Origin of the sequence: Bifidobacterium choerinum, from assembly GCF_000741135.1 — a bacterium.
Taxonomy (GTDB): domain Bacteria; phylum Actinomycetota; class Actinomycetes; order Actinomycetales; family Bifidobacteriaceae; genus Bifidobacterium; species Bifidobacterium choerinum.
Window position 1 is genome coordinate 1 of record NZ_JGYU01000009.1, and the last position, 14,256, is coordinate 14,256.

At 63.1% G+C, this 14,256-nt stretch carries 10 protein-coding genes; 9 read left to right on the forward strand and 1 reads right to left on the reverse strand.

Going from position 1 to position 14,256, the window contains the following annotated elements; translation table 11 throughout:
- Positions 1–233: 233 nt before the first annotated feature.
- Entirely contained in the window at positions 234–1,841 is a 1,608-nt protein-coding gene (locus BCHO_RS06660) for an alpha-amylase family glycosyl hydrolase (protein WP_024541522.1), read from the reverse strand.
- Positions 1,842–2,096: 255 nt separating this feature from the next.
- Between BCHO_RS06660 and BCHO_RS06665 the strand changes: the two genes are divergently transcribed.
- The 9 genes from BCHO_RS06665 to grpE all read left to right on the forward strand — a co-directional run bounded on the left by BCHO_RS06665 (position 2,097) and on the right by grpE (position 14,209).
- Positions 2,097–3,368 (forward strand): extracellular solute-binding protein, encoded by a 1,272-nt coding sequence (locus BCHO_RS06665; RefSeq protein ID WP_024541523.1) that lies wholly within the window; start codon positions 2,097–2,099, stop codon positions 3,366–3,368.
- 303 nt (positions 3,369–3,671) lie between these two features.
- Complete coding sequence (locus BCHO_RS06670) at positions 3,672–5,048, forward strand: carbohydrate ABC transporter permease (RefSeq protein ID WP_024541524.1); 1,377 nt, start codon at positions 3,672–3,674, stop codon at positions 5,046–5,048.
- Complete coding sequence (locus BCHO_RS06675) at positions 5,045–5,941, forward strand: sugar ABC transporter permease (protein WP_024541525.1); 897 nt, start codon at positions 5,045–5,047, stop codon at positions 5,939–5,941. The genes BCHO_RS06670 and BCHO_RS06675 overlap by 4 nt, the downstream gene beginning before the upstream one ends.
- A gap of 2 nt (positions 5,942–5,943) precedes the next feature.
- Positions 5,944–7,992 (forward strand): type I pullulanase, encoded by a 2,049-nt coding sequence (gene pulA / locus BCHO_RS06680; protein ID WP_029675716.1) that lies wholly within the window; start codon positions 5,944–5,946, stop codon positions 7,990–7,992.
- A gap of 20 nt (positions 7,993–8,012) precedes the next feature.
- Positions 8,013–8,834, forward strand: a complete 822-nt coding sequence (locus BCHO_RS06685; RefSeq protein WP_024541527.1) for an HAD family hydrolase — start codon at positions 8,013–8,015, stop codon at positions 8,832–8,834.
- A 36-nt stretch (positions 8,835–8,870) separates the two neighbouring features.
- A complete protein-coding gene (locus BCHO_RS06690) occupies positions 8,871–9,638 on the forward strand; it encodes a TraX family protein (RefSeq protein WP_024541528.1) in 768 nt (255 codons plus the stop codon).
- An 85-nt stretch (positions 9,639–9,723) separates the two neighbouring features.
- Entirely contained in the window at positions 9,724–10,764 is a 1,041-nt protein-coding gene (locus BCHO_RS06695; RefSeq protein WP_024541529.1) for a LacI family DNA-binding transcriptional regulator, read from the forward strand.
- A gap of 890 nt (positions 10,765–11,654) precedes the next feature.
- On the forward strand, positions 11,655–13,517 hold the full coding sequence (gene dnaK, locus BCHO_RS06700; protein ID WP_024541530.1) for a molecular chaperone DnaK: 1,863 nt from the start codon (positions 11,655–11,657) through the stop codon (positions 13,515–13,517).
- On the forward strand, positions 13,517–14,209 hold the full coding sequence (grpE, locus tag BCHO_RS06705; protein WP_024541531.1) for a nucleotide exchange factor GrpE: 693 nt from the start codon (positions 13,517–13,519) through the stop codon (positions 14,207–14,209). The genes dnaK and grpE overlap by 1 nt, the downstream gene beginning before the upstream one ends.
- Positions 14,210–14,256 lie beyond the last annotated feature (47 nt).

A 14,256-nucleotide genomic window follows, 5' to 3' on the forward strand; every position in this document is an offset into this window, starting at 1 on the left:
TTGGGACGCAAACGGGCCCTTTTGCGTCCCGGTTCGTCGAGGTGACCGATGGGTTGGGACGGAGCGGGACGGTTCGTCGATGGGTTCGATGGTACGGGACGGAAACGGGCCCTTTTGCGTCCCGGTCCATCGAGGTGACCGATGGGTTGGGACGCTGGCGGATTGGATCGGCGGCCGATGGGACGGAATGGGACGCAAGGTCAGAGGTTCTGCGTCCCACTCCGTCCGAACGGCTACTGCAGGACGGCGAAGGACTGCGGCGGGAGCGTCAGCGTCGTGTAGTCGAGCGTCGGGTCGCCATAGGACAGTGTCACGGTGCGCGCCTCGCTGCCTTCGCCGACCGGCAGCTCGATCGTTTCGGTCTCACGGCCCGGGTTGACGGCGACGACGGCGCTGACGCCGTCCTTCGTGCGCTTGAAGACGAAGGAACGGCGCTCGTCGGAAGCGAACAGCACGGTGAAGTCGGCGTCGGCGCGGAAGGCCGGCGAGTCGGCGCGCAATGCGAGCACGTCATGGACGGCCGTCCACAGCGAGTCGTCGGCATTGATCTGGTCGGCGACGGTCGGCGCGTCGTCGGATTCGTCAATCGGCAGATAGAGCGCGTCGGCGCTCGCTCCGGAGAAGCCGTCGTTCGCCGAACGGTCCCACTGCATCGGCGTGCGGCTGCCGGTGCGTGTATAGCCGCCCTCCTTCGTGGGCAGGTCGCGGTAGCGCATGCCGATCTCGTCGCCGTAGTAGATGAACGGGGCGCCCGGCATCAGCAGCATCGTCGCATAAGCGAGGCGGATCTCCTGCGGCAACAGGCGCGGCGCGACGCGCGCCGTGTCATGGTTGCAGGTGATGAGGTCGAGGTAGCCGCCGCGCTTGCGCGCCTGCTCGAGGCGCGGCTCGTATTCGTTGAGGAAAGCGCGGATGCCGACGCCACTGTCCGCGTTGAAATAGCTCTTGTCGCCGTCGTGCAGCATCGGGGTGTCGGTGTTGCGCAGCAGCATGTTGTAGCCGTTCGGCACGCCATCCCAGCGCCAGTCGAGATAGAAGTCCATGTCGAAGCCGGCGTCGAAGGCCTCGTCCGGGCGGCCCCATTCGGAGACGAAGGCCGCGTCCGGGAACTCCTCGCGGATCTGCTTGAACATGTACCGCCAGGTCGCGATCGTGGACGGCTTGCCGTTGTCGTCGTTCTTGACGAGGCTGTCGGCCATGTCGACGCGGAAGCCGTCGGCTCCGCGCGACAGCCAGAAGCGCATGACGTCGAGCATCGCGCCGCAGGTGTCGAGCGCCGCGTCGCCGAGCGCCGGCTGCTGCCAGGGCTTCGTCGGATGCGCGAAGCCGTAGTTGAGCGCCGGCTGGAACGCGAAGAAGTTCGTGATCGCCGCGCCGTTGCGTGGATAGACGCCGCCGATGAACGGCAGGCCGTCGCCGCCGGTGATCCACGAGTCGGTCCAGATATAGCGGTCGGTGTACAGGTTGTGCCGTTCTTCACTGCTGGCGATGAACCACGGATGTTCGTCGCTCGTGTGCCCCGGGACAAGATCGAGCAGGACGTGCATGCCCCGGGAGTGCGCCGCGGCGAACAGATCGATGAGGTCATCGTTGGTGCCGTAGCGCTCCGCGACCTTCGTGTAATCGGCGACGTCGTATCCGGCGTCGCGGAACGGCGAGGCGAAGCAGGGGTTGAGCCACAAGGCGTTGCAGCCCAATGACCGGATATAGTCGAGGCGTTCGGTGATGCCCGGGATGTCGCCGATGCCGTCGTTGTTCGAATCGTTGAAGCTCTGCGGGTACACCTCGTAGAAGACGGCCTGTTGCAGCCATGAAACAGGTGTGTTCATTGAGTTGGTCATATCGCTCCTTGCTGTGGGGTAACGCTCACGGCGTTTCCGTGAAAACGACACTCACGATGCGGACAGTTTTTGACAACGTTTGCAGGTGTGGTATACAGTATAGACCACTGAAGCGTTACGCAGCGCTCCGCTGAATACCAACGGTGGAGGTGGCTACGACGTGGAGACCTCGCGGAGCTGATTCGCGGGGTTCCCGCATGCGTGATGTTGAGGAAAACAGATGCAACTGCATTGATTGATGGAAAGGAAAGGTCAATGATGATCAATTGGAAGAAGGCAATCGGTCTGACCGCGGCTGTTGCGATGCTCGTCCCGATGGCGGCTTGCGGCGGCAACGATTCGAACGCGAACGGCAACGCCGCCGCTTCGAACTCGAACGAGAAGCAGACCGCGACGCTCACCGTGTGGGCTCCGTCGGAGGACGCCGACTGGATCAACGACATGGAAGCGGCGTTCGAAAAGGCCCACGCCAACTATGACATCACCTGGAAGAACGCGACCGTCTCCGAAGGCGACGCCGCCAAGACCGTGCAGACGGATCCGTCCGCTGCGGCCGACGTCTACATGTTCGCGAACGATCAGCTCGGCACCCTCATCAAGCTCAACGCCATCGGCGAAGTGAGCGAGGACGTCGCCAAGCAGGTCCAGGACCAGAACTCCAAGACGATGGTCCAGTCGGTCACCGGCGCCGACGGCAAGATCTACGGTGTGCCGTACACCTCGAACACGTACTTCATGTACTACAACAAGGACAAGTTCTCGGCTGATGACGTCAAGAACCTGAACACGATGCTCGAGAAGGGCAAGGTCTCCTACCCGCTGACGAACTCCTGGTACATCCCGGCGTTCTACCTCGGCGCCGGCATGCAAATGTTCGGCGACAAGGGCCAGGACGGTGCCGCGGGCATTGACTTCGGCTCCAACGCCGATGCCGTGACCAAGTACCTCGTCGACATGGTCGCCAACCCGAACTTCGTCCTCGACGACGGCACCAACGGTGTCTCGAACCTCGTCGACGGCACGACCGACGCGATGTTCTCCGGCTCCTGGTCGGCCGCTGACGTCAAGAAGGGCCTCGGCGACAAGTACGGCGCCGTCAAGATGCCGTCCTTCACCGCCGATGGCAAGGACTTCCAGATGAAGTCCTTCGCCGGCTCGAAGGCCGTTGCCTTCAACCCGAGCGCGAAGAACCCGCAGGTCGCCTCCGAGTTCGCCGCCTTCCTCGGCTCCGCCGACGCCCAGAAGAAGCACTGGGAGATGCGCGAGATCGTTCCGTCCGACAAGACGCTGACCGACCTCGAAGGCATGAAGGACGCCCCGTACGTCCAGGCTCAGATCGACACGATCGAGAAGACCTCCGTGCTGCAGCCGACGATCGCCGCGATGAACGGCTGGTGGACCCCGGCCGAGAACTTCGGCAAGGCCATCTACAACAAGGACGTCACTGCTGACAACTACAAGGATCAGACGAAGACCTGGATGGAGACCGAGAACAAGGAAGTCAAGGCTCAGGCGACTGAGGAGTGATTTCGCGGGGCCTCAAGGCTCCATCCCACCGGCCTGTGCCGGTGAGATTATCGGTGGATAATCGAAAATAGTGTGCGGAAGGCCTCAGATCCTGAGCTTTCCGCACACCTCATGTTCAGGATCAATCAGGCGGCGTCGCCTGAGGGGTGCGTGGGGGTCATTCTCGGGCTATGCACGCACCCGTCCGCAGGCCGTTGCGAGGTCGCACGGTTCGTGGGCACGGTCGCACGCCCCACACATCATACTTTTCAAAAGAGAGGCGGTAGAGGGTTCATGAGTACGGTAACCCTTTCACAACGAGAACTGCGGCGCCGCCGGAAACTGGGCGCGGACTATGTGGCACCATCGCCATACACGCTGAAGAACGCCTTGGAGAAGGGCGACGTCTTCACCAAGCTGTCCATCCTGATTTTCGGCCTCGGCAACGTGGTTCGCAAGCAATACGTCAAGGGTCTCATCTATTTCGCCGGTGAGGTCCTGTTCATCATCTACATGATCATGACCGGCGGCACGTGCATCAAGAACCTGATCACGCTCGGCGGCAACAAGCCCCGCAGCGGCTGGGTCAACGGTCAGTACGTGAACATCCCGGGCGACAACACGGTCCTGCGCCTGCTCTACGGCGTGACCACCGTCGTCTTCTGTGTCGTCTTCGTGCTGTGGTGGATCCTCGAGATCCGCTCCGCATACAAGGCGCAGTGCCTGGCCGGCAAGAACGGCCATGCCCCGTCCTTCATGGACGACATCCACACGCTCTTCGACGCCAAGGCGAACCAGCTGCTGCTGTTCCTGCCGATCGCCGGCATCCTGATCTTCACGGTCCTGCCATTGATCTTCATGATCTCGATGGCGTTCACGAGCTATGATCACAACCATCTGACGCTGTTCAAATGGGTCGGCCTTGAGAACTTCAAGACGGTGTTCTCGAACACCGGCAGCAGCGCGGTCTCGGGCAGCATGTTCCTGTCCGTCCTCGGATGGACGCTGATCTGGGCGTTCTTCGCGACGTTCCTGAACTTCTTCTTCGGTCTGTTCCTCGCGATGATCATCAACCGCAAGACGACCTACGGCAAGAACGTGTGGCGTGCGATCTTCTCGATGTCGATCGCCGTCCCACAGTTCGTCTCGCTGCTCGTCATGCACCAGATGCTGCAGCCGACCGGCGCCGTCAACCGCCTGCTGCAGAACTGGGGCTGGATCGACGGCCCGATGCCGTTCTTCACCGACGCCACGTGGGCGCGTGTGACCGTCATCATCGTCAATCTGTGGATCGGCATTCCGTACACGATCATGCAGGTGACCGGCATCCTCCAGAACATCCCGGCCGACCTCTATGAGGCCGCGAAGATCGACGGTGCGAACTGGTGGCAGATCTTCACGAAGATCACGATGCCGTACATCATCTTCGTGCTCACGCCGTACCTGATCACGACGTTCACCGGCAACGTCAACAACTTCAACGTCATCTACCTGCTCACGCGTGGTGATCCGGCCGTCAACGGCGCTTCCGCCGGCAAGACCGACCTGCTCATCACCTGGCTGTACAAGCTCACGGTGGATCGCAACGATTACAACCTCGGCGCGGTCATCGGCATCATGACGTTCATCGTCCTTGCCGCGGTCTCGCTGATCACCTACCGCAACAGCGGTTCCTATAAGAACGAGGAGGCCTTCCGGTGAGTAAGCACACTGAAGTCAAAGCGCAGAGCCAAGGATTCCTGCACGATCAGAGGAAGCGGCGCATCGCGGCCGACGTGGCGACCTACATCCTCCTCGGCGTGCTCGCGGTCATCTGGCTGCTGCCGATCGTCTGGATCTTCCTCGAGAGCTTCAACAAGAACACCGCTCCGTACCAGAGCACGTTCTTCCCGACGGAGTACTCGTTCGACAGCTACATCGGCCTGTTCACCGACCGTAAGGTCCTGGACTTCCCGCGCATGTTCCTGAACACCTTCATCATCTCGATCTTCACGTGCCTCATCTCCGTGTGGTTCGTGCTCTCGGTCGCATACTGCATGAGCCGTATGCGCTTCCGTGGCCGCCGCTCGTTCATGAACCTCGTGCTGATCCTCGGCATGTTCCCGTCCATCATGTCCGTCGTCGCGATCTACTTCATCCTCAAGGCGATAGGTCTGACGAGCGACGGCATGACGATCCTCGCTCTGATTCTCGTCTACTCGGCGGGCACCGGTGCAGGCTTCTACGTCATGAAGGGCTTCATGGATACGATCCCGATCTCGCTTGACGAGGCCGCGATGCTCGACGGCTGCACGCGTTGGCAGGTCTTCACGAAGATCATCATCCCGATGTCGAAGCCGATGATCGTCTACCAGGCCATTACCGGCTTCCTGATCCCGTGGCTCGACTTCGTCATGGCGAAGGTCATCGCCCGCACGCAGGAGAACTACACGGCCTCGCTGGGTCTGTGGCTCATGCTCGAGAAGGAGTACATCAACACCTGGTTCGGCCGCTTCGCGGCAGCCGCTGTGATCATCTCCGTCCCGATCGCGATCCTGTTCATCGTGATGCAGCGCTTCTATCAGGAATCCATGTCGGGTGCAGTGAAAGGCTGATCATGATTCAGGCATTCGAGCCCCTTTCCGAAGGGTTGGAGCCGGGTGTCGCAGAACCGTTCCCGCTTTGTCTGGAACGCACACTGGGTGCCGAGGTTTGCGAATCCGGCACCCAGTTCGCTCTCTGGGCACCATCGGCGCGTACTGTGACGCTGCGATTGTTCACCCGCGGTTCCTCCGAGCAGTCCGATGATATGCTCATCGAGACCGTGACGATGGCGAAGCAGTCCGATGGCGCCTGGACCGCGGATCTCCCACGGAACCTCGACGGCGTCTACTACGACTATCTTCTTGAATTCGACGGCGGCGTCACGCACCGTTCCGCCGACCCCTGGGCGCGTGCGGCCGGCGTCAACGGGCGCCGTAGCATGGTCGTCGACCTCGCGCGCACCGACCCGGAGGGCTGGGACGAGGACGAACGTCCGCGCACGCCGACCTCGGAGACGATGGTCTGGGAGGCGCACGTCGGCAGCTTCAGCAACAACCCCCACAGCGGCGTTCCCGAGGAGCACCGAGGCAAGTACCTCGCGTTCACCTACGACGACACGACGCTCGATGGCGACGGCGAACACCCGACGTGCATGAACTATCTGCGCGACCTCGGCGTGACCGCCGTGCAGCTGCTGCCGTTCTATGACTACGGTTCCGTCGACGAGCGCGACCCGTCCCAGTTCAACTGGGGCTACGATCCGCTCAACTACAACGTGCCGGAAGGCTCGTTCTCGACCGACCCCTACGACGGCGCGAACCGCATCACCGAATGCAAGCGGATGATCCAGTCGCTGCACGCCAACGGCATCAAGGTCATCATGGACGTCGTCTACAACCACATGTATTCGGCCGACAACTGGTTCGAACGCACGGTGCCGGGATACTACCTGCGTCGCAACGACGACGGCACGTTGGCGAACGGCTCCGGCTGCGGCGACGACATGCAGACCGAACGCGCGATGTTCCGCAGGTTCATCGTCGAATCGGTCACCTACTGGGCGCGCGAATACCATCTCGACGGCTTCCGCTTCGACCTGATGGGCCTCATCGACGTGCAGACGATGAACATGGTGCGCGCGTCGCTCGACCGTCTGCCGGGAGGCGAATCGATCCTGATGTACGGCGAGCCGTGGGCGGCCGGGCCAACGAACACGCTGCCGGGCACCGAACTCGCCAACAAGGAGGGGCTGCGCTATCTCAACACGCGCATCGGCCACTTCTGCGACCGCACGCGCGACGCGATCAAGGGCCATGTCTTCTATATGGAGCGCAAAGGCTACGTGAACGGTGACGCGAAGGCGAACAAGCCGCTCATCGAGCTGGGGGCGGACGCGTGGCGCGCACCGGAGACGAACGAAGGCGAAGCCGGGCAGATCATCCAGTACGTGAGCGCCCACGACGATCTCACGCTGTGGGACAAGCTGACGATGAGCATGTGCGAAGGGGACGAGCGGCTCGATGCGATCTTCGACGCCGAGCCGAGCCCGCAGACGACGGCCGTGCTCGAGGCGAACAAGCTCGCCGCGGGCATCATCTACACGGCCGCCGGCATCCCGTTCATGCTCGCCGGCGAGGAATTCGGCAAGACGAAGCACGGCAACGACAATTCCTTCGACTCCGGCAAGGAGGTCAACGAAGTGGATTGGCGCCGCGCCTGGCGTATGGGCGAGCTGCGCGACTACTACCGTCGCCTCATCGCGCTGCGCCGCGCGAACCCGGACTGGTTTGACGCCGAGCACATCGCCGTCGACGCGCCGGGCAACGCCGTCGCCTACCGGATGCACGACACGGCCGTGACGGTCAATCCGGACGTCGACGACCACACGATTGCCGCCGACAAGCTCACGCACGCCTACGCCGATGACGCCCACGACGAACTGCCGATGCCCGCGGGCGCCGACGACGACACGGCGCAGCCGCGCTGGGTCTGCGTGCTCGATTCGACGATGCACGACGGCATGCCCGATCCGCGCCGCACCGAATCGGTCGACGGCCGCATGCCGATGCCGGCGCGCTCGCTGCGCGTCTGGAGGCTCGAAACGGGCCGCGACACGCGCTGAACGGCGCTGAAAGGAATCCGATGACAACGGCACTCAAGTATCAAGCGGTGTTCTTCGACCTCTACGGCACCCTCGTCGACATCCACACGGATGAGCAAAGCGAGGGCCCGTGGACGGCGCTGCGGTGCGCACTGTACCGGGACGGCGCCGAATTCGCGACGAACGATCAGCTGCGCGCGCAGTTCGCCCGCGAACGCGCGAAGGCGAACGCGACGCGCGACCAGCGCGAATGGTTTGAGCCGGATCTGCTGCCCGCATACCGCGGCCTGTTCGACGCGTGCTGGATCGACGGCACGCCCGAACAGGCGCGTGCCGCCGCGTGGACCTTCCGCCGCGCGAGCACGACGAAGCTGCAGCTGTTCCCCGGCGCGATCGAACTGCTCGACCGTCTGCACGACGAAGGCCGCACCGTCATCCTCGTCAGCAACGCGCAGGCGTGCTACACGAGGCCGGAGCTCACCTTGCTCGGACTCGACGAGATGTTCGACGACATCATCATCTCGAGCGACGAAGGAGTGCGCAAGCCGTCGTTCGAGATCTTCCGCCGCGCGCTCATGCACGCTGACGTCGAGCCGGAGCATGCGCTCATGGTCGGCAACGACGAGAACAGCGACGTCTTCGGCGCCGTCGCCTGCGGCATCGACGCCGCCTATCTGCACACCGACGACAACACCGGCGGCGCCACGGTGCCGCAGGCGGCCATCTCGCTCGAAGGAGCCGACTACGACGGACTGCTCGCCTTCATCCACGGCGCCGACGCGGCGTGGAACGCGCTGCAGGCGCCGCGGGCGGCGGGCGGCGCGGACGACGATACGGAAAACGACACGGAGGCGAAGGACTGAGCGTCGCGCGGGCGACGACGGAACGGACGAAACACTATGGTGGACGAATACACACGGTATCTGGACGAGAAGAAGCAGCGCAAACATCGCGGACTGTCGAGGTTCAAGCTCAAGGTCATCGGCGACGTGCTGCTGTTCCTTTCGGCAGCGAGCGTCACGTTGATGCCGATGCTGCTCGGCGCGCCGACGGCGGACAACATGGCCTCGCTCACCGTGTCGGTGCTGTGCGAAGCCGTCTCCTGGGTCGCGATCCCGATCTACGCATGGCTGCTGTACACCGGCTTCGACCATACGCGCAGCTGGCTGCGCTACGGTGTGCAGCTGCTCGTGCTCGCACTCGTCAGCGAAGTGCCCTACGACATGGCCACCTTCGGCAGTTTCTTCGACCTGCGCTCGCAGAACCCGGTCTTCGGCCTCGTCATCGCATTGATCGTGCTCGTGCTGCTCGAGATGATGGAGGACTACGGCAAGGGGCTGCGCATCACACTCAGCGTGCTGGTCATCCTCGTCGGCCTGCTATGGGACTGGCTGTTCAAGATTGGACAGTCGCAGGCGATGCTCAATATCGGCATGGTCACGCTCGGCATGGCGCTCATCTTCTACTATCTGCACGCACGTGAGAACACGATGATGTTCACGGCGGCGCTTCTCGGCGCCGTGTGCTTCATCACACCGGGCATCGGCGTCGCGTTCCTCCACTACCGCAACGACGAGATCGGCTATCGGCACACATGGACGAAGTGGGTGTTCTATGCGATCTACCCGCTGATGCTGCTCGTGTGCGGACTGGTCGTTGTGCGTTGACGGTTCGCGGCGAGGCAGCCGCGGATAATCGGACAACCACCATCACAATCAACAAGGGAAAGCACAATCAAGTAAAGGGGCAATCGTGCAAAAGCAAGGAATCCGCGAAGTCGCGCAGCTTGCGGGAGTGTCCATCTCCACCGTCTCACGAGCGTTCACCCGGCCGGAACTCGTGTCCGAACGGACACGCGAGAAAGTCATGAGCGCCGCGGCGAAACTCGATTTCAACATCTCCCGTTCGGCGACGGCACTCAAGTCGGGACAGACCTTCCGCGTCGCGCTGCTGATGAATCAGGAGATCACCAGCTGGTTCAACGTCGAGGTCTTCGCCGGCGTCAACTCGGTGATGCACAAGGAAGGCTACGACATCTCGCTGTTCCAGCACATCGACGACGCGCGCACGCGCACGCAGTTCTTCCACGACATGCCGGTGCTGCGCAACGTCGACGCCGTGTTCGTCGCGTCCTTTGCGATAGAGCCGGAGGAGGTCGAGCAGCTCAGGCGCACGCGTGTGCCGATCATCGGCATCAACACGCCGAACGTCGAAGCCTTCGACGCGACGATCAGCGTCGACGACGAACAGGGCATGTACCGCGCGACGCAGCACATGATCAACCTCGGGCACAAGCGCATCGTCTACACATGCTCGGCGGCCGAGGAATCGCTCGAATCGTCGATCGACGCGCGCGGACGCGGATTCATCCGCGCCTGCGAGGCCGCGCAGAAGACGCACGACATCGATTGGAAGGTGCTGTCGGTGCCGCGGGGGCATGATTTCGCCGACGCGGCGCTCGCGGCCGTGCTTTCCGAGGAAACGTTCCCGGACGCGATCTGCTGCCAGATGGACATGATGGCGATTCCGCTCGTGCTCAAGCTGCAGCGCCACGGCTACCGCACGCCGCGCGACTATTCGATCATCGGTTTCGACGACTCGTCCTACGCGGACACGATCGACCTGACGACGATGCGCCAGGATCCGTTCGCGATGGGCGCGTCGGCGGCGCGCAAGTGCCTGAAGCTGCTCGCCGGCGAGGAGTTGGAGGAACCGCATTCGACGATCGAGCCGAAGCTGATCCTGCGCGGCACCGACGCCCGTCTCGACCCGGATACGCCGCTCGAGCGGTGACGGGTGTTTGCCGGACGCCTGACGGGTGCGGCCTGCACGACCCCTGCGAGGATGCAGGGCATGGCTGGGCCGTCGTAGGAATACCGCGGGATGAGGATGAGGAACTAGGCATTAGAAGAACCATTAGAGGAATCAGGGGTTGTAACGAAAGGCTTCGCATCGTCCGTTGGTGAGGGCCAAAGGGCAAGGGAATACGGGGCGGCATGCCGAGGGGGCATGGCCGCCCCGCTGTTTTGGGGTTGGGCGCGCGTTGGCGGTTGGGTGCGGTTTGCGTCCGGTTCCGTCGGCGCGCGCGACGGTTTGGGACGCGGGAGGTGCGGTTTGCGTCCCGGCTCGTCGAAGTCGTCGATGGTTTGTCCCGCTATCGGGTCTGGTTGCGGGTGGTTTCGTCGAGTTGGTCGATGGCTCGGGACGGAGCGTCTCGGTTCGCCGGCTGGGTCGATGGTTTGGGACGCGGACTGGTGCCGTTGCGTCCGGTTTCATCGATGGGCGCGACGGCGACGGCGAGGCGCGCTGGGCCGTGGCGGCCGGCGTGATGCTGCTGTTCGTGGCGATGACGGGCGCGGCGTCGCCGCTGCGGCGGCGGAGCGCGACCGTGTGCTGCTGAACGCGACCGCGTTCTGCGGCATACCGCATATCAGCTCAAGCTGAGGATTGGCTGGACTTTCCGTCCCGGAATGCTGGAACCGTTGCAAAACAGCGGTTTTTCGGGGCGGAAAACATTTTCGGAAAAATCTTCCGCAGTGGGAATAACGTCCGGCATGAAATAGTTGAGTGATGTAGGCTCAAGTTTTGGAAGGTTCAAGAAGGCCGGTCAAAAAGATGACCGCCGCCAGACAGAACTCGAGCGAAAACGTAACAAGTAGTGAACCAAACAAAGGAGAACAAGTATGGGACGCGCAGTCGGTATTGATCTGGGTACCACCAATTCCTGCATCGCGACGCTGGAAGGTGGCGAGCCCACAGTAATCGTGAACGCCGAAGGTGCACGCACGACCCCGTCGGTCGTCGCCTTCAGCAAGTCCGGCGAAATCCTCGTCGGCGAAGTCGCCAAGCGTCAGGCGGTCACCAATGTCGACCGCACGATCAGCTCGGTCAAGCGCCACATGGGCACCGATTGGACGGTGGACATCGATGGCAAGAAGTGGACGCCGCAGGAGATCTCGGCGCAGATCCTGATGAAGCTCAAGCGCGACGCCGAAGCCTATCTGGGCGAGCCGGTGACCGACGCGGTCATCACCTGCCCGGCATACTTCAACGACGCACAGCGTCAGGCGACGAAGGACGCCGGCACGATCGCCGGCCTCAACGTCCTGCGCATCATCAACGAGCCGACCGCGGCCGCGCTCGCGTACGGCCTTGAGAAGGGCAAGGAAGACGAACGCATCCTCGTCTTCGACCTCGGTGGCGGTACCTTCGATGTCTCGCTGCTGGAGATCGGCAAGGACGACGACGGCTTCTCGACGATTCAGGTCCAGGCGACCTCGGGCGACAACCACCTCGGTGGCGACGACTGGGATCAGCGCATCATCGACTGGCTCGTCAAGGGCGTCAAGGACAAGTACGGCGTCGACCTGAGCAAGGACAAGATCGCGCTGCAGCGCCTCAAGGAAGCCGCCGAGCAGGCGAAGAAGGAACTGTCTTCGTCGATGTCCACGACGATCAACATGCAGTACCTCGCGATGACCCCTGACGGCACCCCGGTGCACCTCGACGAGACGCTCACCCGCGCCCACTTCGAGGAAATGACGAAGGACCTGCTCGACCGTTGCCGCACGCCGTTCAACAACGTGCTCGCCGACGCCGGCATCTCCGTCTCGCAGATCGACCACGTCGTGCTCGTCGGCGGTTCGACCCGTATGCCGGCCGTCAAGGAGCTCGTCAAGGAGCTCGACGGCGGCAAGGAACCGAACCAGTCCGTCAACCCGGATGAGGTCGTTGCCATCGGCGCCGCCGTGCAGTCCGGCGTCATCAAGGGCGACCGCAAGGACGTCCTGCTCATCGACGTGACCCCGCTGTCGCTCGGCATCGAGACGAAGGGCGGCATCATGACGAAGCTCATCGACCGCAACACCGCCATCCCGGCGAAGCGTTCGGAGATCTTCTCGACCGCCGAGGACAACCAGCCGTCCGTGCTCATCCAGGTCTATCAGGGCGAACGTGAGTTCGCTCGCGACAACAAGCCGCTGGGCACCTTCGAGCTGACCGGCATCGCTCCGGCTCCGCGTGGCGTCCCGCAGATCGAGGTCACCTTCGACATCGACGCGAACGGCATCGTCCATGTCTCCGCGAAGGACAAGGGCACCGGCAAGGAACAGTCGATGACGATCACCGGCGGCTCCGCACTGCCGAAGGACGAGATCGACCGCATGGTGCGCGACGCCGAGGCCCACGAAGCCGACGACAAGAAGCGCAAGGAGGAAGCCGAGACCCGCAACCAGGCCGAAGCCTTCGCCTATCAGACCGAGAAGCTCGTCAACGACAACAAGGACAAGCTCTCCGACGACGTGGCCAAGGAAGTCACCGACGCGGTCAACGAGCTCAAGGAATCGCTCAAGGGCGACGACATCGAGAAGATCAAGTCGGATCAGGAGAAGCTGATGACGGCCGCGCAGAAGATCGGTCAGGCGCTCTACGCGCAGCAGGGCACCGAAGGCGCCCCGGCCGGCGACAACGGCGCATCGAACTCCGGTGACGACGACGTCGTGGACGCCGAAGTCGTGGACGATGACGACGACAAGGACAACAAGTAATGCCCGACTTCAACAAGGACGACTACCTCGATGACCTGCCCGACGCCGACGCGTTGGCGGACGGGCAGGCCGATCCCGGCTCCCAGCTCATGGACGACATCGAGCGCGACGCTGCGGCAGAGCAGCAGCCCGCCGATGCGGACGTGAAGGACGGGGCACAGGACGACGCGGCGCAGTCCGCGCCGTCCCCGGCCGAGGAAGCGGCCGAAGCGGCTCAGCAGGAGCCGCCGCAGGCTGACTCCGAAGACGGCAAGCTCACTCCGCTTGGCCAGGCCAAGAAGGAGGCGGCTGAGTACCTCGAAGCGCTGCAGCGTGAGCGCGCGGAGTTCATCAACTACCGCAACCGCACGCGCAAGGACATGGATCGGGCACGCCAGCAGGGCATCATCGATGTGCTGACGGCGGAGCTGTCCGCACTTGACGACATCGATCGCATCCGCGAGCACGGACAGATGGATGATTCGTTCAAGGCGGTCGCGGCGAAGCTCGAGAAGACCTTCGAGAAGTTCGGCGTGGAGAAGTTCGGCGTCAAAGGCGAGGACTTCGACCCGACGAAGCATGAGGCCGTGCTGCACAAGCCGGATCCGGACGCCGAGAAGGCGACGGTCGACACGGTTGTGGAGGCCGGCTACCGCATCGGCGATCGCGTGATCCGCGCGGCCCGCGTGGTCGTGGCGTCGCCGCAGAACTGACACGGTGACGCATGGGGAGGCCGTGGACCACAATCGTGTGCGGTCCA